Below are 23,314 nucleotides of genomic sequence, written 5' to 3'. Positions count from 1 at the left end.
CCTGTCAGGAGCTGAAATGCTATCGCCGCGCTACTGGACCTTTCTTGTTATCGTACTCGCAGCCATTGGATATTCCATGTTGAAGCCCAAATCAGAGCCAGAAAACACCGCGCCAGAAGAGCCTAATGGCTCATCATCTGCGGCCAGCGCCTCGCAACTGGGCTGTGACGACACCGCTCCCTGGAATTGTCGCGACAACGACGATAACAGCCTGATTGTCAGCCCTGCCGACCACTACCAATACCAGTACACCACGCTGGAAAACGGCTTGCAGGTGTTGCTGGTATCCACCCCGGAAGCCGACAAGGCCGCCGCCGCCATGACCGTTGGCGTTGGCAGTGGTGATGACCCGGACGACCGTCAGGGACTGGCGCACTTTCTCGAGCACATGCTGTTTCTGGGCACCGAGCCCTACCCGGACGCCGGTGAGTATCAGGCGTTTATCAGCCGTCACGGCGGCAGCCACAACGCCTTTACCGCCCACCAGCAAACCACCTATTTCTTTTCGATCGACAACGACGCCATGGCCGGCGCCCTCGACCGCTTTGCGCCGTTCTTTATCTCGCCCACCTTTGACCCAGCCTACGTCGACCGCGAAAAAAACGCCGTTAACGCAGAATACACCGCCAAGATCAAAGACGATTTTCGCCGCATCAACTCTGCCGAAAAACAGGCCTACAACCCGGATCACCCGTACGCCCACTTTTCGGTTGGCAACCTCGACACCCTGGCCGACCGCCCCGACAGCAAAATCCGCGACGAGCTGCTGAGCTTTTATCAACAACACTACAGCGCCGACCGCATGACGCTGGTGCTGGCGGGCAACTACCCGCTGGAGCAACTGCAACAGTGGGCCAACAGCCACTTCAGCGCGGTACCCAAGCGTGATGTGCAGATCGCCGACAGCCGCCCGCCGCTGTTCCTGCCGGGCCAGCTGCCAATGGACATGAACATCGAACCGGTGAAAGAAATCCGCCGTTTGCAGTTCACCTTCCCGATGCCGGAAACCCTGTCACTGTACCAACACAAGCCGCTGCAACTGCTGGCCAGTCTGATTGGTCATGAAGGCGAAGGCAGCATTCTGGCACTGCTGAAAGAAAAAGGCTGGGCTGAAGGACTGAGCGCCGGTCGCAGCCTGGGTACCCGCTACGAATCCAATCTGGTGATCCAGATCGCCCTGACCAAAGCCGGTCTGCTGCATGTGGATAACATCACCCAGATACTCGAAACCTATTTCGACCGCATCAAGCAAACGCCTTTCCCGCAGTACCTGATGCAAGAGCAACAACAGCTGAACGAAATGGCGTTCCGCTTTATGGAACACGGCTCACTGTCGGACTACGCGGTGCGCCTGAGCAGCAACATGCAGGTTTACCCGGCTGCCCAGATCATTCACGGTGACTATCTGGCACTGCCAGCGGATACGGCGACCCTCAAGCCGTACCTCGACGCACTCAACATGAACAACGTGCTGCGTACCCTGATCGCCCCGAACATCACCACCGAGATGGCCGATCCCTGGTACAACACCCCCATGCGCATCCGCCCGATGGAATACAGCACCACCGACCTCCACACCGAAGGTCTGGAGCGCCTGCAACTGCCAGCGCCGAACCCGTTTATTCCACAGCTGTTCGACCTCAATGACGAACCAGAGCAAGCCACCCCGGCCAAGCTGATCGACGAAGCCGGTCAGATACTGTGGTATTACCCGGAAAAGCAGTTCAAGCAGCCAAAGTCCCGCGTCAACATTGAAATGCGCAACCAGCGTATGGCCGACGCCCGCACCATGGCCACGGCCCAGCTGTACGTTCGCGCAGTCAACGAAGCGCTGAATACCTACAGCTACCCGGCGACATTGGCCGGTCTTGGCTACCGCCTCAGCGCCACCACCGAAGGCCTGCAACTGGTGCTGTCCGGCTATCAGGACAAACTGCCCGAGTTGCTCGATCGGGTGGTCGACACCATGCAACAGGTCAGCCTCACGGACGACCAGTTCCAGCGCTATCAGGCGTCCCTCAAGCGCCGGCTGGAAAACGCCCTCAAAGCCAAGCCTTATGAGCGTGGTATTGCCGAACTGAAGCGCTGGATTCATACCCCAAGCTTCAACGAAGCTGACCTGCTGGAAGCCGTTGGCATGGTCAGCCGCGCCGACGTGGAAGCGTTTGCCATCATGCTCAAGGGCGATACCGCCAATCGCATCTTTATTCATGGCAGCATGAGCGCTGACGCCGCCAAACAACTGTCGGCCCAGCTCAACACCGCCTACCCGGGCAATGCCGATGCGATGCCAGCCAACGACATCATTCGGGCCCCCACTGGCAAATACGCCAAAGACCTCAACATGGACCATGCCGACAAGGCCATGGTGCTGTACCTGCAAGGTCAGGACACCAGCGACCACAATCGCGCCCGCATTGCCTTGCTGGGTCAGATGATCAGCTCGCCGTACTACCAGTACATGCGAACCGAACAGCAGTTAGGCTACATCGTCTTTGGCACGGTCTTCCCGCAGCGCACCGTGCCCGGCCTGTTGTTTATCGTGCAGTCTCCGGACGCCCAGCCCGCTCAGCTGCTGGAACACAGCGAAATTTTCTGGCAGCAGTACCAGCAAACCCTCGCCGACATGAGCGCCGAGGAATTTGCCACCTTCCAGGAAGGTCTGGTCAGCAAACTGCTGGAACCAGCGCGCAACATGTCCGAAAAAGCCGAACGTTTCTGGCGTGATATTGGCGTTGGCCGCGACAGCTTCGACACCAACGAAGCCATTGCCGCCGAAGTGCGCAAGGTGACGCTGGAAGAAGTTCAGCAGCTGTTCCAGCGCATGGTGCTGGACGCCGAGGTGCCGTGGCTGATGTTTACCCAGGGGGAAGCCGTCAGCGACTGGAAGCCACTGGACGACGTGATTCGTTCCCAGCAGCCACAGTTCGACGTACCGCTGTAAAAGCTACTGTAAAAAGCGCTAAACCCGACGGGCCGGTGTCACCACCGCGCCCGTCACACACGCCATACCCCATCGTCCGCTGCCATCCGTCAGCGCCTGCCTGAGGTTACCCATCCCATGAGCAACCACTCCGCCCCCTGCTGGACCAGCTTGCCGACCCTGCAATTGCAATCGCACTTTGCCCAGCTGCCAGGCCACTTGTACACCCGCATGGAGCCCACGCCACTGCCGGACCCAAGGTTAGTAAGTGCCAACGTCAAGGTGGCAGAACAACTGGGCATTGACCCCTGCTCACTGCAGCCGGACTTGCTGGCGTCACTGATGGGCGGACACGAACTGCCCGAGCAGGCGGCACCGCTGGCGATGAAATACGCCGGCCACCAGTTTGGTGTCTACAACCCGCAACTGGGGGATGGCCGCGGACTGCTACTGGGAGAACTGGCCGTACCGCAAACCGATGGCAGCGAACAACTGTGGGACCTGCATCTGAAAGGCGCAGGCCAAACCCCCTACTCACGCATGGGTGATGGCCGGGCGGTGTTGCGATCCAGCCTGCGGGAATACCTGATTGGGGAAGCACTTACTTACCTGAATATCCCGTCAACACGGGCTCTGGCACTGAGCGTGAACAGCCAGCAGGTGGTGCGGGAACGATTGGAGCCCGGCGCGACCATTATTCGCGTTAGCCGCAGTCATGTACGCTTTGGCCACTTCGAACACCTGTACTACAGCCGCCAGCACGACGACCTGAAAGTGCTGGCCGACTACTGTCTGGAGCGCTGGTACCCGCAGTGCCGCGACGCAGAAAAACCGTATCTGGCCATGTTCAAGGCCATCAGCCAGGCCAGCGCCCACACCGTAGCTGGCTGGATTGCCTACGGCTTTTTGCATGGCGTTATGAACACCGACAACATGTCGATTCTGGGCGAAACCTTCGACCACGGCCCGTTTGCCTTTATCGACCGCTGGAAAGAAAACGCGGTGTACAACCACACCGACCGCGAAGGCCGCTACGCCTTCGACAAACAACCGGACGTGATGCACTGGAACCTGTCGGCACTGGCGCAAGCGCTGACACCCATCATCGACGTTGAAGACCTCAAGGCGGAACTGGATAACTTCCCGGACTATTATCAACAGGCGTATTTGAAGCGTATGCGCGAACGGCTGGGACTGGCGTTTGAAGACCAAGGTGACAGTGAACTGCTGCGCCGCTGGCGCGCACTGCTGAACATGAACGAAGTCGACTTCAACCCGCTCTACCGGGCGTTAGCTGAAGGTCAGTGCGAACAGGGTGGCAAGCCGGCTATTGACCGTGCGGCCCTGCAAGCCTTCCGCGACCAGCTCGGCGAACCCAGCCAAAGTCTCTGGCTCGACAGCTGGCTGAAAGACTACGAAGCCCGACTGCAACAGGAAAGCCGCAACGCGGCCGAACGCAAAGCAGCGATGCTGGCGGTCAACCCGGTATACATTCTGCGTACCCGGGTTACCGACCAACTGATCAGCGAGGCTGAAAAAGGCAACTTCCAACCGGTGCAGGACTGGCTGCAGGTGCTGCAAAACCCGTTTGAAGTACACCAAGGTATCGATGAAGAACTTCGCTGGGCGCCGGATAGCAAACAGCTGACCATGCTGAGTTGCTCTTCTTGATGGGGTTGGGCATGGTGTTGTAGGAGGGATTTCAATCCCGATAATTCATCGGGCCTTCGCTATCGACGTCGCTCCGACACAAACCCTGAATACCCATCAACGGCCAGTCAGCCCTGCTTAACGCTGATACAAGGCTTCCAGCGTCACGCTCTCCAGTGAGTAAGCGTTCACCATGTACCCGGTCAGGGCAGACGACGGGTTATCCGGCAGACTCAGTGGCTGCGACAGGGCATACAAGGTAAAGCGATAGCGATGTGGCTTGTCGCCTTCTGGCGGACAAGCGCCACCGAATTCCTTAACGCCGTAGTCATTTTCGATTTGCAGCGCGCCCTTCGGCAGCGCACCGCTCTCTGCACTCCCCACAGCACTTCCCGCTCCTGCGGCCAGTGAGGTGGTCGACGCCGGAATATTTACCAGCTGCCAGTGCCACCAGCCACTACCGCCAGTGGGGGCGTCCGGATCGTGAACCAGCAGGGCAAAAGCTTCGGTGCCGTCAGGGGCTCCCGACCAGGACAGCTGCGGAGACTGATTACCGCCCGAGCAGCCAAATCCCTGAAACTCCTGCGCCTTGGGCATCATTTTACCGGCCTGAATATCGCTACTGACAAGCGTCATCTCAGCTTGCGCATTCGGTACCGCCACCGCTATCCATGTAGCAGACAGCATCGCCAACATCATCTTTTTCATTGGAAACTCCCGTTCAAATACAGGCTGCCACGATAGTCCGATCATCACAGCGGCATTAGTGCCTGTCCGCTCAGCTATTCGCCCGATTCGATCATTCGTGTTTTACGGAGCTCGGACGGCGTCAGGCCAAAACGTTGACGGAAGCGTTCAGCAAAACGCGATTGGGACTGATAACCACAGGATTCGGCAATGCGTCCAATGGGCGCCATGGTGGTTTGTAGCAGGTGCAGCCCACGCCCCATTCGCACACTGTCACGGATAGCAGTCAGGCTGTTGTTTTCCGCCGCCAGTTTGCGGCGCAAGGTGGCTTCGCTCATGGCCAACATGGAAGCCAACTCGGTGGCGGACTGCTCCGCATGTGGGGCGCTCTCCAGCTGCGCCGAAATCCGCTGGTAAAGCTGATGGCTCAAAGTCGGTGGCAGCGCCACCTGACACACTTGTGGGAAGCCGGCCTGATACATCAGCAACAACAGCTCACGTCGGCGGGATGCCCAAAGCGATGCGGGTGCATAGTGAGACCACTCAACCAACTGCTGCAGGGTGTTGATCAGAACCTGATCCATTCGACCGGTAAACAACGGCTGCGAGCCACGCCCTTGCTGCGGCAAGACCTCGAAGTCGTCGAATTCAAATTCGATCAGCAACGCCAGATAGTCGCTGTCGGCCGGGATATTGCGCATGGCGATGGCGGGTCGGTTCGACAAGAACACAAACTCCCCGCGACCACACTCCCAAACGCCATCAAACTCCAACGACTTGTTGCCTTGCAGCACCAGAATCAGAGTCGGTTTGATCACTGGCACATTAACGATCACCTGTTCGTGTACCGAGGAGTAAACCGCATAGGGCAACACATCGGCCTGACTGGCTGGCGTAGCAATGGCCTCTATCAGGGACGTCAGCTGTGGCAGGGATGAGGAGTCGTTATCGGCCATGATCTTGTGTGTGAAAGCGCAGTGGAAGGAGGTCGGGGTTGAGCCGCATACGGTTTCGCGGATAAATCCGCTCCTACAAAAACCCGGTGCTCACACTCAGATCGCCAATTCAACCGGCACCAGAATGTCCACCAGCGCCTCTGTGGGGTCGACGAACGGCGGGAATTGCACCCGTTCAAACAGCGTGATGCCTTCGGCCATGTCGTAACGGGAGTGCGGCAGCCATTGTTCAATCAGCCACTTGGCCGCAAACATCAAACCGGCTTCTCCGCCCTGCACGCGGATACGGGCGTATTCGCCGAAGCCGAACAGGTGTAAGCGAAAGCCTTCGGGCATTTTCACCGCGGTGATTTCCGCTTTCAGTTCGTTCGGCACTTCCATGGCAACGCCAATGTGCCAGTTGCCTTCGGCGTCCGGTGTGCGGCGATAATTCAGATTAAAGGTACGGCTGATGCTCGGGTGCAGGTGCCAGGCCTGACGCTGGGCAACAAACTCCTGGATCGTCGCAGGCAGCAGTTCGATTGGGCCGCGATGGTCCTTCACAACCATGGTGAAGGACGGCAGTTCGACGATGTCCACAATGTCCGGTGCCCACAAGCGGTCGCTGTCGAGCCAGTCGATGGACTGTGTCACTTGTGGGGTGCCGTTGGAGGCGTGTGTGTCGGTGTGGTCGCGCTCAGTCATTAAAACAGGCTCTTGAGTTTGTCTTTGGCTTTTTCGGCGGCTTTGTCCTTGGCTTGCTGCTTTTGCTGGTCAACGTAGTTGTCCAGTTCGGCACGGCCCATGTCTTCCAGCTGCGCCAGCTTGTCGGTCAGCTTCTGGTCGTCGTTGTTCAGCGCCTTGAGCTGATCGGCGTAAGGGCCTGCAAACTCATTGATCTTGTCGTCCAGCTTGCCTTGCAGACGCGCTTCCAGCTTGTCTTGCTGGGCTTTCAGGCGCTGGTTGAAGGCGCTGCTGAGCTGGCTGTCGAGGTTGGAGCCAAATTCAATCGATGGGGTTTGCAGTGCGCCGTTGGCGCGGGCATCAATGTCGAAGCTGTTGATGGTTTGCAGCGCCGCCGTCAGCTCTTTGGCAAAGGTGGTGTTGCCTGTGCTGCTGAATTCGGTGTTGCCAAACTGGCCTTCCAGTCGTGCTGTCAGCTGGTCACCGTCACTGTTGGTCACCACTTGTGCCATGCCTTGCATATCGGCACTGGCGCGCTCCAGCTGGGTATCTCCCAATCCCAGATTAACGCTGTCGAGCTGCCAGCCGGTGGCATCCAGAGTCATGGTATCGCGGCTTGGTGAGCGAGTGTGGTCAAGGGTGATGTTGGCGTTCAGGGCATCGACGGTACGCAGGCCCTGACCATCAATATCAATGCGTGCCGGACGGCCCAACACCCGTTGTTGATGGGTCAGGTCGGTACCGGTAATGGCCAGATCACCGGCACTGGTTGAGGCGCTCATGGCGGTATGGCGAATCAGGAATTCAGGCCATGGGTCGTCGGTCGGGAAATGCACATAACGACCATCAGGGCGCAGGTACTCCTCTTCTTCCGCCTCATTGCTGCCAGAAGCCAGATAAGGTTTGATCTTTTCGTACCAGAACAGCGCCTGGGTTGCCCATTCACCGGCTTCGTCGCCAAACAGCAGGCCGGACAGATTCGCCGCCCCCGTGGCGTTGAGCTGGTATTTGTCCTTGATGCTGGCAATGTCCTTGGCCGGTGCATCCTTGAGATCCTGCAAACGACCGGTGACTTCCACGCGGGTTTCGCCAATCAAATCCTTGGCGGTATTGACGGCTTTCTTGTCGGCCTTGAACTGGTCGCGCAGAGCCTGCAACTGCTGTTTGCGCTTATTAAAATCTTCCAGCGAGGTGATTTTGCCAGACGTAATCGCCTTCACCTGCTGCTGGTACTCATCCAGACGCTGCTGATCCGGCACGGCGGCCAGCGCGTCATCCAGTTGCTGCTGACGACGGTCGAAGGTTTCCTTGAAGGCTTCGCCAGCGGCCTGGGTATAGAGGTTTTCACGGGCCAGAATCTCTTCTGCTGATGGCAGGTTACCGCTCAGTTGGTCGGTCAATGAGTTCTCTTCAGTAGCTTCGCCTGCAGTATCTTGCTGATCGTTGTCGCTGTCTGACGCCAAGGCACCGGATTCAATGCGGGCGGTGCTGAATTGCAGGCCATTGATGCTGAGGTCACGAATGATGCCCTTGCCCATCAACAACGGTGCCAGATCCACCGTGGCCGCTGCCGATTCAAATTCGAGCAGGTTTTCCATCGGCTTGTCGGAGTTGGCGACAGTCAATCGACCGAGTTCAAAGCCAATTGGTGACAGGGTGAAATCGACATCGTCGACTTCCACTTTGGCCCCGGCAACAGAGCTGCCGACGCTTTCAATGGCCATTCGTGCCAGCGGCCCAGCGGCAAATATCAGAAAGGCGGCCAGTAGCCCCACCACGACCACAAAGCCAATCAGTCCAGACCAGCGAATCCACTTGAACATAATCCCTTACCCCGCCAGCGACTGATAGATGTTGTAAAACTTGCTGGCTTTCAGGGCCTGCACAATTTTCAGCTTGTTTACCCACGCCATGACCCTGACGCGGTATTGCAGAATCAGCACCCGCAACAACACAAACAAGGGCGCAAACGCCATCGCTGCAATCACAAATCCACCCAGTGTCAGGGTGTGGTTAAAGCCCATCAGACGCCAGAAATCGTTCTGGTACAGCCCCGTCCAGAAATCCTGCAACCCCGGGTTGCTCAGCAGCGATTCCCCCAGTCGCACCGACACCGGATCAATCAGCATCGCCAACAGCGAAAACACCGCCAGACCAAACAGAAACGCGCTGATGTTGCAGCGCACCAGCAACACCACCAGCAAGATCAGCAGGTTGTGCAAGCCCCAGAACGGCGTCAGGGCAACCGGCAAGGCAAAGCACAGGGCCAGCGCAATTTGCCAGGGGGCGACTTCGGAATTAAGGGCGTTGAGTAACTTGGCCAGCGAGCTGAGCATAGGTTGAGTCCTTGAACTATGGCTGTTTCGTTGGGCGCATCGGACGTTTGCACAGGCCGCTGAGCAGCGGCTGCAAACAAGAGCTGAATGGACGCCAATATAAAACCGGGCGGTGGATAAATCCACTGCCCGGCGTATCGGCACTCATTCATGGGAGCGGCTGAATTCGAATGAGTTCAGCCTGAATGGGTCAGTTAGTCTGACGTTTATCACCCGAGATCAGGTGCGCCAGCTTCATCACCAGCAGATAAAACACTGGCACGAAGAAAATGGCCAGGAAGGTCGCACTCAGCATACCGCCGATCACCCCCGTACCAATGGCATGACGGCTGCCAGCACCCGCACCGGAGCTCAGTGCCAGAGGCAGTACGCCCAGCATAAAGGCCATGGAGGTCATGATGATCGGACGCAGACGCAGTCGCGCAGCTTCCACCGCAGCATCCACCAGACTCTTGCCAGCTTCGTACTCGGCTTTGGCAAATTCGACGATCAGGATGGCGTTCTTGGCCGACAAACCAATCGTCGTCAACAAGCCCACCTGGAAGTACACGTCGTTGGCCAGACCACGACCGTAAGTCGCCAGCAGTGCCCCCAGAATCCCCAGCGGAACCACCAGAATCACCGCAAACGGTACCGACCAGCTCTCGTACAGGGCGGCCAGACAGAGGAAGACCACCAGCAACGACAGCGCATACAGCAGCGGCGCTTGCGAGCCCGCCATACGTTCCTGATAGGACATGCCGGTCCATTCAATGCCCACACCCGGCGGCAGCTTGGCAACAATTTCTTCCATCGCGGCCATGGCATCACCGGTACTCAAACCCGGTGCAGCCTCACCCTGAATGTTCACCGATGGAACGCCGTTGTAACGCTCCAGACGTGGCGAGCCGTAATCCCAGTGGGTGGTGGCAAAGGAGCTGAACGGCACCATTTCGCCCTGATTGTTGCGCACGTACCATTTGTTGAAGTCTTCCGGCAGCATCCGCGCTGGAGAGTCTGCCTGAATGTACACCTTCTTCACCCGACCACGGTCGATGAAGTCGTTGACGTAGGCAGAACCCCAGGCGGTGCTGATGGTGCTGTTTACGGTGGCGATATCCAGACCCAATGACTTCACTTTTTCGTAGTCGATGTCGAGACGGAACAGCGGTACGTCTTCCATGCCATTTGGACGCACCCGCACCAGACGAGGGTCTTGTGCCGCCATGCCCAACATCATGTTACGCGCCTGAATCAGCTTGTCGTGGCCGATGTTGGCACGGTCCTGCAGCATCATGTCGAAACCGGTGGCGGTGCCCAGCGACACAATCGGTGGCAGGTTGATCGGGTAGATCACCGCTTCCTTGATCTGGCTGAGTGCACCCCAGGCCCGACCAATCACAGCACCAACCGCGTCTTGCGGACCCCGTTCGTCCCAGTGTTTCAGCTTCACAAACGCCATCGCCTGGTTCTGGCCCTGACCGGCAAAACTGAAGCCGGACACGGTGAACACGGATTCAACCGCCGGATCACTGAGGAAGTAATCGGTTACCTGGTCCATCACCTCGTGGTTCTGCTCCATGGTTGATCCCGCTGGCAGCATCACCAGGTTCAGGAACACGCCCTGATCTTCTTCCGGCAGGAACGACGCTGGCAGACGCACATACACCACCGCCAGAACCGCCAGCAAACCGGCGTACACCAGCATCATACGGATGGGCGCACGCAGGGTACGACTAACGCCGCCCTGATACTTGTCAGTGGCCTTACCAAACAGACGGTTGAACAGACCAAACAGGCCCTTGTCACCATGATCTTCCTTGTGCGGACGCAGTAAGGTGGCGCACAACGCTGGTGTCAGAGTCAGTGCCACCAGCACCGACAACGCCATCGCCGACACAATGGTCAACGAGAACTGACGGTAAATGGCACCGGTCGAGCCAGACATAAAGGCCATCGGTACAAATACCGCCGACAGCACCAGCGCAATACCAATCAGGGCGCTGGTGATTTGTTCCATCGAACGCTTGGTCGCTTCTTTCGGCGGCAAGCCTTCTTCTTCCATTACCCGTTCAACGTTTTCCACCACCACGATGGCGTCATCCACCAGCAGACCAATGGCCAGCACCAGGCCGAACATGGTCAGGGTGTTAATGGAGTAACCAAACGAGGCCATGATGCCGAAGGTACCCAGCAGTACCACAGGTACGGCCAGGGTCGGAATCAGGGTCGCACGGAACTTGCCAAGGAACAGGAACATCACCAGGAACACCAACACAATGGCTTCGATCAGGGTGTGCTCTACCTCAGCAATGGAGATTTCAACAAACGGCGTGGTGTCGTACGGGTAAACAATCTCAACGCCCGACGGGAAGAAGCTTTTCAGTTCATCCAGACGCTTGCGTACCGCTTCCGAGGTATCCAGCGCGTTGGCACCGGATGCCAGCTGAATGCCCAGACCAGTAGCCGGTTTGCCGTTGTACTTACTGTCGATGGCGTAGCTTTCAGCGCCCAGCTCAATACGGGCAACGTCCTTCAGACGCACCTGGGAGCCGTCCGAGTTTACCGTCAGCAGAATGTTCTCGAACTCATCAACGTTCGACATACGCGTTTGCGCCATAATCGTCGCGTTCATCTGCTGGCCAGAAATCGCTGGCAGACCGCCCAACTCACCGGCCGGGAACTGGGTGTTCTGCTCGGATACCGCCTGACTGACTTCCAGCGGCGTCAGGTTATAGGCTGCCAGTTTTTCAGGCTGCAACCAGATGCGCATGGCGTACTGGGCACCAAACACCGTGATGTTACCCACACCCGGAACCCGCGACAGCGGCTCTTTCAGCTGGCTGATACCGAAGTCGGCCAGGTCGCCCTTGGACAGTGAACCGTCGCCGGAAACCAGACCAATCACCATCAGGAAGCCATCACGGCCCTTGCTGACAGAGATACCCTGACGCTGCACCTCTTCCGGCAGCAAGGCTTCCGCCTGCGCCAGTTTGTTCTGAACCTGCACCTGGGCAATGTCCGGGTCGGTTCCCGCAGCAAAGGTCACTGTAATGCTGGCGCGACCAGAACTGGAGCTGTTCGACGACATGTACAACATGCCATCCAGACCCGTCATATTCTGCTCGATGACCTGGGTCACACTGTCTTGCAGTGTTTGCGCCGACGCACCCGGGTAAGTCGCCTGAATTTGCACGCTGGGCGGCGCAATGGTCGGATACTGCTGCACCGGCAGGCTCAGCAGACTCAGACCGCCCGCCACCATGATCATGATGGCGATTACCCACGCAAAAATGGGTCGATCAATAAAAAACTTGGCCATTGAAACGCGACTCCTTAGTGCTGGGCTTCGCTGTGGGCAGCAACCGTATTAGGCGCTGCCTTGGCACCTGGCTGAACCTTTTGCAGGCCTGCAACAATCACCCGCTGACCTTCACTGAGGCCAGACGTCACCACCCACTGGTTATCCACCGCACGGGTCACGACCACCGGACGCAGTTGCACGGTGTCGGTGTCATCCACTACCAATACCGTGGTGCTGCCATCCGGGTTACGAATCACGGCTTTTTGTGGGATAAGAATGGCGTCATCGATCTGGTCGCTGGCAATACGAGCACGTACAAACATGCCCGGCAGCAGCAGACCGTCCTGGTTAGCAAACAGGCTACGGACGTTCACAGTGCCAGTGCCCTCGTCGACCCCCACATCGGCAAACTGAATGGTGCCGGTTTCGTCAAATTTGCTGCCGTCTTGCAGCTCCAGCGTTACGTCAGGCGAAACATCGTCTTTCTTCATGCCCATGACCTTGATGGCCGGAGCCTGCACGTCGACATACACCGGTGATACCTGACGGATCACGGTCAGTGGCGTAGCCTGTTGGGCCGATACCAGCGCACCTTCGGTAATATTGGAGCGGGAGATCACGCCGGAAATTGGCGCAGTGATTTCGGTGTAACCGAGGTTCACCTGAGCGGTCTGAACCGCCGCACGGGCCGCTTTGATCTGTGCTTCGGCCTGGCGAGCCAAGGCCGAGGAGTCATCCACATCCTGACGGCTGATGGCCGACTTCTTTGACAGTTCGGCGTAACGATCCGCTTTCAAGCGCGCGCTGTAGGCGTTGGCTTCAGCCACCGCCAGATTGGCTTTGGCGCTTTCCAGATTCGCCTGATACAGGGTTGGATCAATCTGGTACAGCTTGTCGCCCGCTTTTACCCGGGTGCCTTCCTCGAAATAACGCTTGAGAATGATGCCGCTGACCTGCGGACGAATCTCAGCCACCCGGTAAGCCGACACACGGCCCGACAGGGTTTCGGTAACCTGATAGGACTGCGGCGTGACTTCCACCACATCCACAGCAGCAGGCGGCATCTGCGGGGCAGCAGCAGCCTGTTGTGCCTGCTCTTCCTGACAGGCGCTCAGCGCCACAACCAGAGCAGCCAAAAGCGGGAGTTTGAGGTAACCCGAACCTGCGAGCTTATTCGCCATACCTTCCTCTTTCACAAGACGTTAAATCGCTGCTGAACGCAGCTGATCATTTAAATTCAGGGGCACCAACAACAGCCAGGCGGTTGATGTGCCATGAACCCACGCACCGCCGAAACCGTACGCAGATTCATTCATAGTTCTTTTATTGGGGAGCAATTCTGGTGCAGCCATGCAGTGAAAACTAGGTCGCACCAGCGGAATGAATTGTTGGCATAACTGAGAAAATACCACCTTGCCCGTTCCAGCAGTGGATCGATCAGTTCACTTGCATGTTGCGTCGATTTGCTGACGAAGCTGGTTCTTTCGATCCCTGGCCCGCAGTGCTGAATCGATGCTGCCCGCCAACGACTGACTGGCCTTGCGATAGCGGCTACGCAGAGCCTGACAACGTTGCTGCTGTTTGTCTCGCTGGGCCTTGGCGGCTATCCGTGCGGTGGCTTTTTGTCGATTGGCCTGACGCCGTTGTTCGATGGCTTCGTCAGTGGTGTAGCGAAGCGGTAACGGCTGCTTGTGAGCCGAAGGCACTTCGTAGAAGGACATTGGCGTCAATTGCACCGTTTGCACACTGGCCTCTTTCGCCCTGTTATTGGCAGTTTGATCCTGGTTTTCAGAAGGGTCAGAGTTCGAGGCTGTAGAATTAGTGGAAGCAGAAGCAGAAGCAGAAGAAGTAGGAGCAGGAGTAGAAGAAGAACCCGCCAGCGCCGCTGGCGGGCGATCCGAAAAATGAAGATTCCCGTCGGCATCCCGCCACTGGTAAATCTCGCCAAACACCACCGGTGCCAACAACCATAACAACACCGGATAACAGAAGCGTCGCCCACGGCGCAGCAAGCCGACTGTTTTGTGTACCTTGCTCTGCAACCGGTTATGCGAGAGCTTCCGTGCGCTTTGCGGTTCATAACCTTGCGGCTTGTAGCCTTGCTGCTCATAAAAAGCAGCGCCGTCAGCCGAGCCGTGATCGTTTATAAAAGCCAGAGCACCGTCCATGGTTTCCTCCGTCCAGTGAGTCGGTGGACCGACGACATCAACCCATTATGAAAATCTTCCTTACCAGCAATTGCACCGAGCGATTGCCCCGAAACTCGTTGACATCCAACTGGAACACCAATTGCGCAGCGGTTTTTGGCGACGGCCACAACGTCGGGTCGACGTTAAAACAAATTGCATCCAGCAATAGCCCGGTACCTTTCGGTTGCACCACCAGCTTCAGGTGTTTTTCGCCGACAATGCGTTGCTGCACCAACTCGAATTCCCCGCTGAAGCAAGGCTCCGGAAAGCCTTGCCCCCACGGGCTGGCCCAGCGCAGCGTTTCAGCCAATTCGAGGGTGTAATCCTCGCTCGCCAACTCGCCGTCCACTTCGATTTGTTCTTGCAGGCTGCCCGGTTCCAGCAACTCTTCGCACACTTCCGCAAAGGCCTGTCGGAAGGTGTCAAAACCACCTTCAACCAGCGTTAGCCCCGCCGCCATGGCATGGCCACCGAACTTTTTGATCAGCCCCGGCTGACGCTTGAACACCAGATCCAGCGCATCGCGCATGTGCAAACCGGGAATGGAACGGGCAGAGCCCTTTAATTCACCGCTATCGGCCCGTGCAAAAGCGATCACCGGCCGGTAGATTTTCTCTTTCACCCGGGACGCCAGAATACCAATCACCCCTTGATGCCAGTCGGCCTGATACAAGCACACCCCTGCCGGGTAAGCGGTGGTTTGGTCGAGAGCACTGGTCAGCGACTTCAGAGTGCGTTCGGCGTCCTGAGCCATACCGGCTTCAATCTGGCGTCGGTCGCGGTTCATACCATCCAGTTCGGTGGCAATTTGTACGGCAATGGACGGGTTGTCGGTTAACAAACATTCAATGCCCATCGACATATCGTCGAGTCGTCCCGCCGCGTTCAGACGTGGACCGACCACAAAACCGAAATCGGTAGAGACTACTCGTAGCGGATCACGGCCTGCCACTTCCAGCAGCGCCCGAATGCCCGGCTGACAACGACCGGCACGAATGCGGCGCAAGCCCTGTTCAACCAGAATCCGGTTGTTGTAATCCAGCGGCACCACGTCGGCAACGGTGGCCAGCGCCACCAGATCCAACAAGTCGAGTAGGTTTGGCTCGCTTATTTGTTGTTCGGCAAAAAAGCCAATGCTCGCCAGCCGGGTTTTTAATGCCAGCATCAGATAGAACACCACCGCACAGCCACAGGCAGCCTTGCTCTCGAACGCACAGCCCGGCTGATTGGGGTTAACAATGGCTTCGGCGTCAGGCAACTCGTCGCCCGGCAAGTGATGATCCGTCACCAGTACCTTGATGCCATAGGCCTGCGCGGCAGCAACCCCGGCGTTGGCAGCAATGCCGTTATCGACCGTCAGAATCAGGTCAGGCCGCTGCTGCACCGCAACTTCCACCAGCTCCGGCGTGAGGCCATAGCCAAAATCGAAGCGGTTGGGCACCAGATAATCGATCTGTTGCAGCCCCATCATGCGCAGGGCACGAATGGCCACAGCGGTACTGGTTGCGCCATCGGCGTCAAAATCCCCCACCACCAACACCCGCTGCTGTTGCTGCATCGCATCCACCAGCAACGCCAGCGCGGCATCCAACCCTTTCATGGCGTGATACGGCAACAGCGATTTCAGCGTCAGTTGCAATTCGTCGTCACGGGTCACACCACGGGCTGCGTAAATACGCTGCAAGGTGGCAGGAATACCACTGAGCTGCCATTCGGCGGGTAACGGGCGTTGTACGATATTGGGACTGGCTGGGCTGGCGGAAATAGTCAAAGTCGGCCTCCTGTGAGAACCGCTAGTGTACCGTTACCGCCATTCAGATTCAGGCCCGTCGGCTGCCAACAAGATACACATACATTATTCGACATCACGGACGCGTAAAAACCGGGCAAAACGCGGTAGTCCGGTAGAGGTGTAGCCATTATAGGAATAAGTCACCAAGGTGCCCTTGGCCGGTGGATCGCGACGCAAGGCATCACTGAGGCCAGACCCCAAACTGATCTCCCGGCCATCCGCCAGCGCCACCCGCAATGCTCCGACCATACCCTGGTATTTGCCCTTACCCGGCAAATGACCAATCACCACGGCCTCGGCATCGTCCGCCATCTTGTACTTCAGCATGTCGCTGCTACGAGACGCCTGATACACCGACCGGCGTTGCTTCAGGATCAACCCTTCACCACCGCGGCCAACCACACCCGCCAGCATCGCATCGAGCGCAGCATTGCCATCAACACCGCGCTGGCGCACCACCTCCACCACGTCGGAACGCAGCTCGGCGACCAGGGTTTTCAGCACCCAGTAACGGTCTTCAAACATGGCCGGGCTGTGAGGCAGGTCGAACACCATAAATTTCACCCCTTGCCAGTCCTCGTCACTGGGAAGATCGATCTTGCGAACCAGACCACTGATGCGAGCAAATGAGCCATAGCCGGCCCATAACTCACCATCCAGAGGAGTGTCCGGCAATTGGCCGGTAAACCATGCCGGGGCATTAATGACCAGCCCGCCACGGCTATACAAATGCTTGCCATCCCAATAGGCGCGAACACCGTCCAGCTTTTCACTGACCAGAAAGCCCGTTGGATCAAGAGAGGTTTGCCAGCTTTTCGCCAGCATGATGGGAGGTTCTGTGGTGCCGACAGCCCAAATAGGCATCGACAGAGAGCCCAGTAACAAAAAGAGTGCAATTACGAACGCCAGATCCATTAGCCTTCTCCGCGCATTGATTTATCCAATACAAGAAATACGAACCACTCCTGTTCGTTCCCTACACTGTAACCGGAATAGGCGCTGTTTAAAGAGATAAATTCACCTTTTGCTGCGACAAATCACACATTCATTCCAATTGGGCATGGATGGCGGCGTAACGATTCACCTACACGCTTAAAAAGTGGACATCCTTGACCTTCGCGTATAAGTTTTTCATGCTTGTATAAGATTTTGGTTTTCTGACCGGAGCCTGTATGCCAACTTATCTGCTGGGTCTGGGGAGCAATCTGGAACCGGACAACAACCTGCCAAAGGCCGCGCGCCTGCTACAGCATATGTTCGATGTGCTGGACGTATCCCCAATGGTCGACACCACGCCGGTGGGAGACACCTTTAATTACCCGTTTAAAAACCAGTTGGTGATCATCCGTACCGAACTGGACGATCGTGAGCTCAAACAGCAACTGCTGGCGTTGGAAGAACACATGGGAAGGGAGCCGAAAACGCCATCGCGCCAGTACCGCGACCGGCCCATCGACATCGATATTCTGGCCAGTGGCATCGACGAGCGACAGTGTTTAAAAGAAGAACTGCAAGAAAGTTACTACGCCAGCGTGCAACGAGCCTGGCTAACGGCCTGTTGAAAAATTTCAAATGGCGAACACGTTTCTATACTAGCAAAAACCAGCAAACGCCCACTCAGGATGAATGGGCATAAGTAGTTAAAGGTCTGATTTGTCAGGCCTTGAAGATCAATCAGCAAAGGTCTGATCGTAGCGGTTGGCCACAAAACGGCCGCCGTCCACCCGCATGGTAGAACCCGTCACCGCGTCGTTATCAATCAGGTAATCACACGCTTTCACGATCGCGCCATAACCCAGCTCGCGACGAATCAACGACTGCGACAACACCTGATTGCGGTACTCCTCGGTATGATCCGGCAAGAACTGAATCGGGCCTGGCTGCAGGATATTCACTCGCACCTTACCCGCCAGACGCTGAGCCATGCTCAGAGCCCAGTTATGCAACGCCGCCTTACTGGCACAGTAGGCTGCAAAGCGATGGTTGGGGATATCCACATAAATATCTGAAATAACCACCATCGAGGCATCTTCGTTCCAGCTGTTCGCCAACGCCTGGGTAATCAGCATGGGTGCCGTCACATGCACATTCAAATGCTTATTAATGTGCGCCGCCTGCTCCGCTGGCGTAAAACCGGCGGAAGCGTCAGGGGCAAAACAGGAAGCATTGTGGATAACCACATCGAACGGCTGTTCTTTCGCCAGCTCCTGACACAAACGCAAGGTATCGGCGTTATCGCCCAGGTTGCCCTGAATGACCTTCAAAGACGGATGCGGCGCCAACTCATTGCGAGTGTTGTAGTGAGCAACCACCTCACAACCTTGCTCCAGATAATGTTCCGTCAGGGTTTTACCAAGACGACGAGCACCACCGGTAATCAGAATTCTGCGCGACATGAACGGACCTCTCCAAAGTGAACCGCGACAGGGTACCAGAGCGTTTTCAAATAAAAAGCCGATGCGGTTTATAGTGCGTATAACGCTGGTGACTGGTGACTTTTAAGAAACAATCAGTGGGAGTATGTGAGGCAAAGGAAGCAATGTAGCCTATGTGACTGGCGCTGAATGGCATGAGCCTTTCAACAGCTCCGGTGAGCGGTCAGAATGTCACTTGATGTATTACGCCTGCGGCTAATACACCCTACGAATCTACGCCATTGGCAAGGCCATAAGGTTCTAGAGCTTCCTGAATCCCAGGCACAAAAAAACCAGCTCGATGGCTGGTTTCTTTGATTCACTACGTACGATGTGCTTATAAATGGTTGCGGGAGCAGGATTCGAACCTACGACCTTCGGGTTATGAGCCCGACGAGCTACCAGACTGCTCCATCCCGCGACATCGTAATCTCTGACCTTATTTTTACGTTCGAAGTTTCATCTTTTAAAGAGGAAACTGAAGTGGTTGCGGGAGCCGGATTCGAACCGACGACCTTCGGGTTATGAGCCCGACGAGCTACCAGGCTGCTCCATCCCGCGTCAGAGGCTGCGTATAATACGGCTTTTCGTGACAACGTCAACACTTGATTGTCATTAATTTGAAATTAAAGGTTCTGACAGGTGCCAGCTCTCAAAAACTCGTCTTTGGGGGTGGTCTGTGTTTGACCAGGATGTTAGGTTTACTCCAACAAAAATAACAACATGACAATGCCTATGAGCACTTATCTTACTCCGACTCTGACGTCGGCCGCCTTGCATCCTTTGTTTTCGCTGATGCGCGATCGCGGTCTTAACCCGGACGAGCTGCCTGAATTGGCCAGCGACTGGGGCAATAACCAACTGCAATTTCCGGTTCCTGTTTTTGATCGAATTCTTGAGCAAGCGGCTAGCGCACTCAAGTTGCCGGCCATTGGCGTGCAACTGGGTAGCCATCTTGACTGGCGTCGTTTTCGTTTGCTGGCGTATTTGCTCAGCGAATGCCGCACAGGTCGGGATGCCTTGTCGCAGTTGCGCCGCTACTACCCGCTGATCAGTGAAAGTAATCCACCGGATGTGTTTATCGGCCAACAGTCGGTGAAGGTGGTGTTTTACGTCAGCGATGGCAGCTTGCAGAATCGTCAGACGCGAGCCGAACTGGTGGCCGCCGGCATTCATGATGTGGGTTCCCGCCTGGGCGACAGTTTTTACAAGATTACCGGTATCGGTTTTCAGCAGAGTGCTCCGGCCTACCGGGATCAGCTGGATCGTTACTTTGGTGTACCGGTTCGGTTTGGCGAGGCGTGTAACTGGATCAGTTTCTCAAGCGAGCATCTCGACAAGTCGATGAAGAAGGCTGCGCCGTTCCTCGAAAGCATGCTGGAAGGTGCCGAAGTGCCGTGGAAAACGGAAGACACTGAGCGTCCATTCAGCCGTAAGCTGCGTCATATTCTGTACTACTGGCCAACCTGTTTGCCAATGACCAAAGAGGCCGTGGCCGATTTGCTGGGCACCAGCGCTCGTACACTGACCCGCCGTTTGCAGGAAGAAGGCAGTCAGTTTTCTGAACTGAGCAAACATTGCCGTTTGGTGCGTGCCGCCGCGGCGCTGAAGCGTACCAGCAAGGACGTTCAGCAGCTGGCCAATGAGCTGGGCTTTTCAGATCGTCGCGGCTTTGAACGTGCCTTCAAGCAGTGGACCGGCCAGACGCCCGCCGCCTTCCGTCGCCAGTGGCGTAATCAGGGTTCTGCGGTCACCAGCCATGCGCTGGAAGCCAATATGAGTTACTACTGAGCCTCGCTGCTGAATCTGGCTTTATGTGAGCTTGCGTTTCTTCAGGCTCAAATAAAAACGGCGCACTGTGTATCACAGCGCGCCGTTTTTGGTTGTCGCACAGATGCATCAGATTACTGCATCAGTTTTTCCAGTGTGTTCTGACGGCTTTTCACCAGTTCGATGGTGGCGTCATCCACCTCATCGGCTTGCTGAATCATTTTCAGGCTGGCTTGCAGCATGGATTCCATGGCGTCGATACGTTCGTCCGACATGGAGCTGGTTTCACGCATTTGTTGCAGCTGCGCCAGTTGCTTTTCCAGCTGGGTACGAATGCCACCTTCACCGCGCACCTGAATGGCCATCATGGCCAATGAGATATCAGCAGTCGCCTCGCTCCAGGCTTCCACAGATGAAAAACCGGACTGCGCTACAACGCCGCCAAAATCATCGTACAGGTTGGCGTCCTTGAGGTTCTGAATACCCTGGGCAAACACCTCTTCCATACTGGCTTGCGGCGACGGCTGCTCTTGTGGCATGGCATCATTGTGCTCGTCCATCCACTGGTTTACGTGAGGCATTACCTCAATCCAGTTGTCCAGTTCTTGTTGGGTCAATGCCATGGCCGAGGTAGTGGTCAGCAAGGCTGCCATTGCCAGGATAGCGCGCATATTCTGTCTCCATAAGGTTAAGCTGGGCTGAGCAGGCAGACCAGGATGTCTGTTCAATATCAACGCCTTTGATTCACTCTGCAGCGCCCGGTTCGACGCCGACAATGTCGATCCCGACGTGCTCGTCAAAATCGCCGATAACCGGTAGGGTCGAACTGTCAAAAGAGGCAATATGCCGGATTACTGCGGCAACGTCATTGTTAAACGTCGCATTCTGGCTACTGTTACCTGCCGACGCTCCCGCATAAAGCCGCAAGGCTTCAGTGGGCTCTGCCAGATAACCCACGGAAATGGCGTCCAACAGCTGCCGCAGCAGCGGGCGACAACCGGGGTCGTAAAGAATATCCCCCGCCAGAAACACATCCGCCGGAGGAAAGCCGTCCTGTTGCCACACATCAACCGTGACGCCGTTCAATTGCGCATTGTATTGCGCCGCCTCCAGCGCATGAGGATCGATGTCCATCACCCAGACGCGTTCAGCCCCTCCCTTTAATGCCTGCACCGCAGCCATGCCAGAGCCGCAGCCAAAATCCAGCACCTGCTTGCCCTGCACCGGTTGTGGATTGGCCGCCAGCCATTGGCTCATGGCGCGACCACCAGCCCAGGCAAATGCCCAGAACGGCAGCCGTTGCCAGATATCGGCAATCTTGTCAGCGGTAAAGCATTGCTGCTCGTTTACTTGCAACAGCGCCAACCGCAGCTGTTCAGGCTGCAACAAGGTGATTTCCAGCTGGGCATGATGCCAGCCTGGGTTCTGGCTCAAATGACCTTGCAAGCGCTGCAGGTTCATAACCCCGCCTCGTAACGCTGCTTGGCGGCGTGCACCTTTTTCAGATAGTTGCGGGATTCCTGACTCGGATGTGACGACACAATGCGGCGGTACACCTGCTCGGCTGACAAGGTATTAATGCGCTGCAGGGCCCGCTTGCGATTACTGTCGAACGTTTTGAACAGGTTGCCAGCGCCACCATTGTAGGAAGCAATCACACAGTAGAGGCGCGTCAGCGGGTCACGAACATCGCGTAAATAGCGATCCCTCAGAATCGACAGGTAAGCGGTGCCAATGTCGATGTTATTGGCCGGACGGAACAGTTCATCGCGGCTCGGTTTACCAGCGCGTTGGTACACTTTTTCATACACATCGCGGCCCGCCGTATTACGCATCACCTGCATCAAGCCGAATGCTCCCACCGGAGACACCGCAAAGGGGTTAAAGCTGCTTTCGGTTTCGATCACCGCCAGAATCAAGGTTGGTTCAACCCGGTACTTGTTGGCCGCCCGGTTGATCAGGTCGCTGTATTGGCGCGCGCTGATGCGCTTGAATTGCTGCACCATGTTGAAGTCGACCCAGTAACGGTTGCCGGAACGATGCAGTTGATGACGCACCAGATATTCGGCGTAGCGTTTGGCTCGCCAAGGGTATTCAATCGCCTTGCCCTCGTGGTCAGTCACTTTGCCTGCCAGAAAGGGTTTACCCGTCAGGCCAAAATCCGCCGCCGTAAACAGGTCGACCGCATTGGGGTCGGCCGGGGTCAGCAAGGTGGCTTCGATGGCGTGCTTTAGGGTTTGCAGTGGAGTCTGGCTAGCGCGGGTTTCTACCCGGATGTTGCCGCGGTCGAAATTGATTTGTACCTGGGTGTGGTAATCGTCGAGATATTTCACCAGCGAGTAAACGCTGGAAACCGCGAGGTCGTCGCCCCACATGCGGTTGGCTTGTTCCGGAAAGAACATGAATTCCAGAATGACCGATTGCACATCGCTCGACAGTTCGGCGAAATTTTCCGGCAGCTCGGGGCCGTCGTTGTTGGCTGCGGCCGTGCTTATCCACAGGGCGCTAATACAAATCGCTGCGCAAAACGCAGCACAAACCATGGCGCATCGCCACAGACTGGCGCTCGCCTCAGACTGGCTGACCCGGTATCGATTTTTCAGTAAAGACAGTAACCGCACAGCCATCATTCGCCATTAACACAACAGGCC

General features: G+C 56.7%; 18 protein-coding genes and 2 tRNA genes. 4 read left to right on the top strand and 16 right to left on the bottom strand.

The genetic code is table 11. The features are described 5' to 3' along the window. Positions 1-76 precede the first annotated feature (76 nt). Both ACXADJ_RS18685 and ACXADJ_RS18680 read left to right on the top strand, forming a co-directional pair. Positions 77-2,944 carry an insulinase family protein gene (locus ACXADJ_RS18685; protein ID WP_475068989.1) on the top strand — a complete coding sequence of 956 codons (2,868 nt, stop codon included), beginning with the start codon at positions 77-79 and terminating at the stop codon, positions 2,942-2,944. Positions 2,945-3,061: 117 nt separating this feature from the next. Further along, positions 3,062-4,594 (top strand): protein adenylyltransferase SelO, encoded by a 1,533-nt coding sequence (locus ACXADJ_RS18680; protein WP_475068987.1) that lies wholly within the window; start codon positions 3,062-3,064, stop codon positions 4,592-4,594. A 117-nt stretch (positions 4,595-4,711) separates the two neighbouring features. Here the strand turns inward: ACXADJ_RS18680 and ACXADJ_RS18675 are convergent, their stop codons facing one another. The 10 genes from ACXADJ_RS18675 to ACXADJ_RS18630 all read right to left on the bottom strand — a co-directional run bounded on the left by ACXADJ_RS18675 (position 4,712) and on the right by ACXADJ_RS18630 (position 17,394). Further along, complete coding sequence (locus ACXADJ_RS18675; protein WP_475068985.1) at positions 4,712-5,281, bottom strand: YbhB/YbcL family Raf kinase inhibitor-like protein; 570 nt, start codon at positions 5,279-5,281, stop codon at positions 4,712-4,714. A gap of 74 nt (positions 5,282-5,355) precedes the next feature. Continuing rightward, positions 5,356-6,216 carry a helix-turn-helix transcriptional regulator gene (locus ACXADJ_RS18670; RefSeq protein WP_475068983.1) on the bottom strand — a complete coding sequence of 287 codons (861 nt, stop codon included), beginning with the start codon at positions 6,214-6,216 and terminating at the stop codon, positions 5,356-5,358. A gap of 96 nt (positions 6,217-6,312) precedes the next feature. Next, entirely contained in the window at positions 6,313-6,900 is a 588-nt protein-coding gene (locus ACXADJ_RS18665; protein WP_475068980.1) for an AraC family transcriptional regulator, read from the bottom strand. Then, entirely contained in the window at positions 6,900-8,702 is a 1,803-nt protein-coding gene (locus ACXADJ_RS18660) for a TIGR03545 family protein (protein ID WP_475068978.1), read from the bottom strand. The genes ACXADJ_RS18665 and ACXADJ_RS18660 overlap by 1 nt, the downstream gene beginning before the upstream one ends. 6 nt (positions 8,703-8,708) lie before the next feature. Next, on the bottom strand, positions 8,709-9,215 hold the full coding sequence (locus ACXADJ_RS18655; protein ID WP_475068976.1) for a TIGR03546 family protein: 507 nt from the start codon (positions 9,213-9,215) through the stop codon (positions 8,709-8,711). 190 nt (positions 9,216-9,405) lie between these two features. Further along, the gene (locus tag ACXADJ_RS18650) at positions 9,406-12,516 is read right to left on the bottom strand and encodes an efflux RND transporter permease subunit (RefSeq protein ID WP_475068974.1); all 3,111 of its coding nucleotides are present in this window, start codon (positions 12,514-12,516) and stop codon (positions 9,406-9,408) included. A gap of 14 nt (positions 12,517-12,530) precedes the next feature. Then, positions 12,531-13,679, bottom strand: a complete 1,149-nt coding sequence (locus ACXADJ_RS18645) for an efflux RND transporter periplasmic adaptor subunit (protein ID WP_475068972.1) — start codon at positions 13,677-13,679, stop codon at positions 12,531-12,533. A gap of 261 nt (positions 13,680-13,940) precedes the next feature. Beyond that, positions 13,941-14,666 carry a DUF4124 domain-containing protein gene (locus ACXADJ_RS18640; protein WP_475068970.1) on the bottom strand — a complete coding sequence of 242 codons (726 nt, stop codon included), beginning with the start codon at positions 14,664-14,666 and terminating at the stop codon, positions 13,941-13,943. A 37-nt stretch (positions 14,667-14,703) separates the two neighbouring features. Further along, positions 14,704-16,458 carry a single-stranded-DNA-specific exonuclease RecJ gene (gene recJ / locus ACXADJ_RS18635; protein ID WP_475068968.1) on the bottom strand — a complete coding sequence of 585 codons (1,755 nt, stop codon included), beginning with the start codon at positions 16,456-16,458 and terminating at the stop codon, positions 14,704-14,706. A gap of 84 nt (positions 16,459-16,542) precedes the next feature. Further along, the gene (locus tag ACXADJ_RS18630) at positions 16,543-17,394 is read right to left on the bottom strand and encodes a DNA ligase (protein ID WP_475068966.1); all 852 of its coding nucleotides are present in this window, start codon (positions 17,392-17,394) and stop codon (positions 16,543-16,545) included. Positions 17,395-17,651: 257 nt separating this feature from the next. Between ACXADJ_RS18630 and folK the strand changes: the two genes are divergently transcribed. Beyond that, entirely contained in the window at positions 17,652-18,041 is a 390-nt protein-coding gene (folK, locus tag ACXADJ_RS18625; RefSeq protein WP_475068964.1) for a 2-amino-4-hydroxy-6-hydroxymethyldihydropteridine diphosphokinase, read from the top strand. A 108-nt stretch (positions 18,042-18,149) separates the two neighbouring features. Here the strand turns inward: folK and ACXADJ_RS18620 are convergent, their stop codons facing one another. The 3 genes from ACXADJ_RS18620 to ACXADJ_RS18610 form a co-directional block, all read right to left on the bottom strand. Further along, complete coding sequence (locus ACXADJ_RS18620; protein ID WP_028293056.1) at positions 18,150-18,875, bottom strand: SDR family oxidoreductase; 726 nt, start codon at positions 18,873-18,875, stop codon at positions 18,150-18,152. Between the two features lie 362 nt (positions 18,876-19,237). After that, a tRNA-Met gene (locus tag ACXADJ_RS18615) sits at positions 19,238-19,314 on the bottom strand. A 63-nt stretch (positions 19,315-19,377) separates the two neighbouring features. After that, positions 19,378-19,454, bottom strand: a tRNA-Met gene (locus ACXADJ_RS18610). A gap of 174 nt (positions 19,455-19,628) precedes the next feature. On the opposite strand from ACXADJ_RS18610, the gene ACXADJ_RS18605 reads away from it, so the two are divergent. Further along, entirely contained in the window at positions 19,629-20,684 is a 1,056-nt protein-coding gene (locus tag ACXADJ_RS18605; RefSeq protein WP_028293055.1) for an AraC family transcriptional regulator, read from the top strand. Between the two features lie 113 nt (positions 20,685-20,797). Here ACXADJ_RS18605 and ACXADJ_RS18600 read toward each other — a convergent pair whose 3' ends face one another. The 3 genes from ACXADJ_RS18600 to ACXADJ_RS18590 form a co-directional block, all read right to left on the bottom strand. Beyond that, positions 20,798-21,334 carry a hypothetical protein gene (locus ACXADJ_RS18600; protein ID WP_475068961.1) on the bottom strand — a complete coding sequence of 179 codons (537 nt, stop codon included), beginning with the start codon at positions 21,332-21,334 and terminating at the stop codon, positions 20,798-20,800. Positions 21,335-21,407: 73 nt separating this feature from the next. After that, positions 21,408-22,124 (bottom strand): class I SAM-dependent methyltransferase, encoded by a 717-nt coding sequence (locus tag ACXADJ_RS18595; RefSeq protein ID WP_475068959.1) that lies wholly within the window; start codon positions 22,122-22,124, stop codon positions 21,408-21,410. Next, the gene (locus ACXADJ_RS18590; protein ID WP_475068957.1) at positions 22,121-23,206 is read right to left on the bottom strand and encodes a murein transglycosylase domain-containing protein; all 1,086 of its coding nucleotides are present in this window, start codon (positions 23,204-23,206) and stop codon (positions 22,121-22,123) included. The genes ACXADJ_RS18595 and ACXADJ_RS18590 overlap by 4 nt, the downstream gene beginning before the upstream one ends. Positions 23,207-23,314: the final 108 nt, after the last annotated feature.

It is taken from the genome of Oceanobacter sp. ABM4_470 (assembly GCF_056158645.1).
This window is presented reverse-complemented; position numbering and strand designations above follow the sequence as displayed.

Bases quoted from the DNA above. Each gene is read 5' to 3' on its own strand.
- ACXADJ_RS18685 (WP_475068989.1), top strand. From the start codon at position 77: ATGTTGAAGCCCAAATCAGAGCCAGAAAACACCGCGCCAGAAGAGCCT.
- ACXADJ_RS18680 (WP_475068987.1), top strand. From the start codon at position 3,062: ATGAGCAACCACTCCGCCCCCTGCTGGACCAGCTTGCCGACCCTGCAA.
- ACXADJ_RS18675 (WP_475068985.1), bottom strand. From the start codon at position 5,281: ATGAAAAAGATGATGTTGGCGATGCTGTCTGCTACATGGATAGCGGTG.
- ACXADJ_RS18670 (WP_475068983.1), bottom strand. From the start codon at position 6,216: ATGGCCGATAACGACTCCTCATCCCTGCCACAGCTGACGTCCCTGATA.
- ACXADJ_RS18665 (WP_475068980.1), bottom strand. From the start codon at position 6,900: ATGACTGAGCGCGACCACACCGACACACACGCCTCCAACGGCACCCCA.
- ACXADJ_RS18660 (WP_475068978.1), bottom strand. From the start codon at position 8,702: ATGTTCAAGTGGATTCGCTGGTCTGGACTGATTGGCTTTGTGGTCGTG.
- ACXADJ_RS18655 (WP_475068976.1), bottom strand. From the start codon at position 9,215: ATGCTCAGCTCGCTGGCCAAGTTACTCAACGCCCTTAATTCCGAAGTC.
- ACXADJ_RS18650 (WP_475068974.1), bottom strand. From the start codon at position 12,516: ATGGCCAAGTTTTTTATTGATCGACCCATTTTTGCGTGGGTAATCGCC.
- ACXADJ_RS18645 (WP_475068972.1), bottom strand. From the start codon at position 13,679: ATGGCGAATAAGCTCGCAGGTTCGGGTTACCTCAAACTCCCGCTTTTG.
- ACXADJ_RS18640 (WP_475068970.1), bottom strand. From the start codon at position 14,666: ATGGACGGTGCTCTGGCTTTTATAAACGATCACGGCTCGGCTGACGGC.
- ACXADJ_RS18630 (WP_475068966.1), bottom strand. From the start codon at position 17,394: ATGGATCTGGCGTTCGTAATTGCACTCTTTTTGTTACTGGGCTCTCTG.
- folK (WP_475068964.1), top strand. From the start codon at position 17,652: ATGCCAACTTATCTGCTGGGTCTGGGGAGCAATCTGGAACCGGACAAC.
- ACXADJ_RS18620 (WP_028293056.1), bottom strand. From the start codon at position 18,875: ATGTCGCGCAGAATTCTGATTACCGGTGGTGCTCGTCGTCTTGGTAAA.
- ACXADJ_RS18605 (WP_028293055.1), top strand. From the start codon at position 19,629: ATGAGCACTTATCTTACTCCGACTCTGACGTCGGCCGCCTTGCATCCT.
- ACXADJ_RS18600 (WP_475068961.1), bottom strand. From the start codon at position 21,334: ATGCGCGCTATCCTGGCAATGGCAGCCTTGCTGACCACTACCTCGGCC.
- ACXADJ_RS18595 (WP_475068959.1), bottom strand. From the start codon at position 22,124: ATGAACCTGCAGCGCTTGCAAGGTCATTTGAGCCAGAACCCAGGCTGG.
- ACXADJ_RS18590 (WP_475068957.1), bottom strand. From the start codon at position 23,206: ATGGTTTGTGCTGCGTTTTGCGCAGCGATTTGTATTAGCGCCCTGTGG.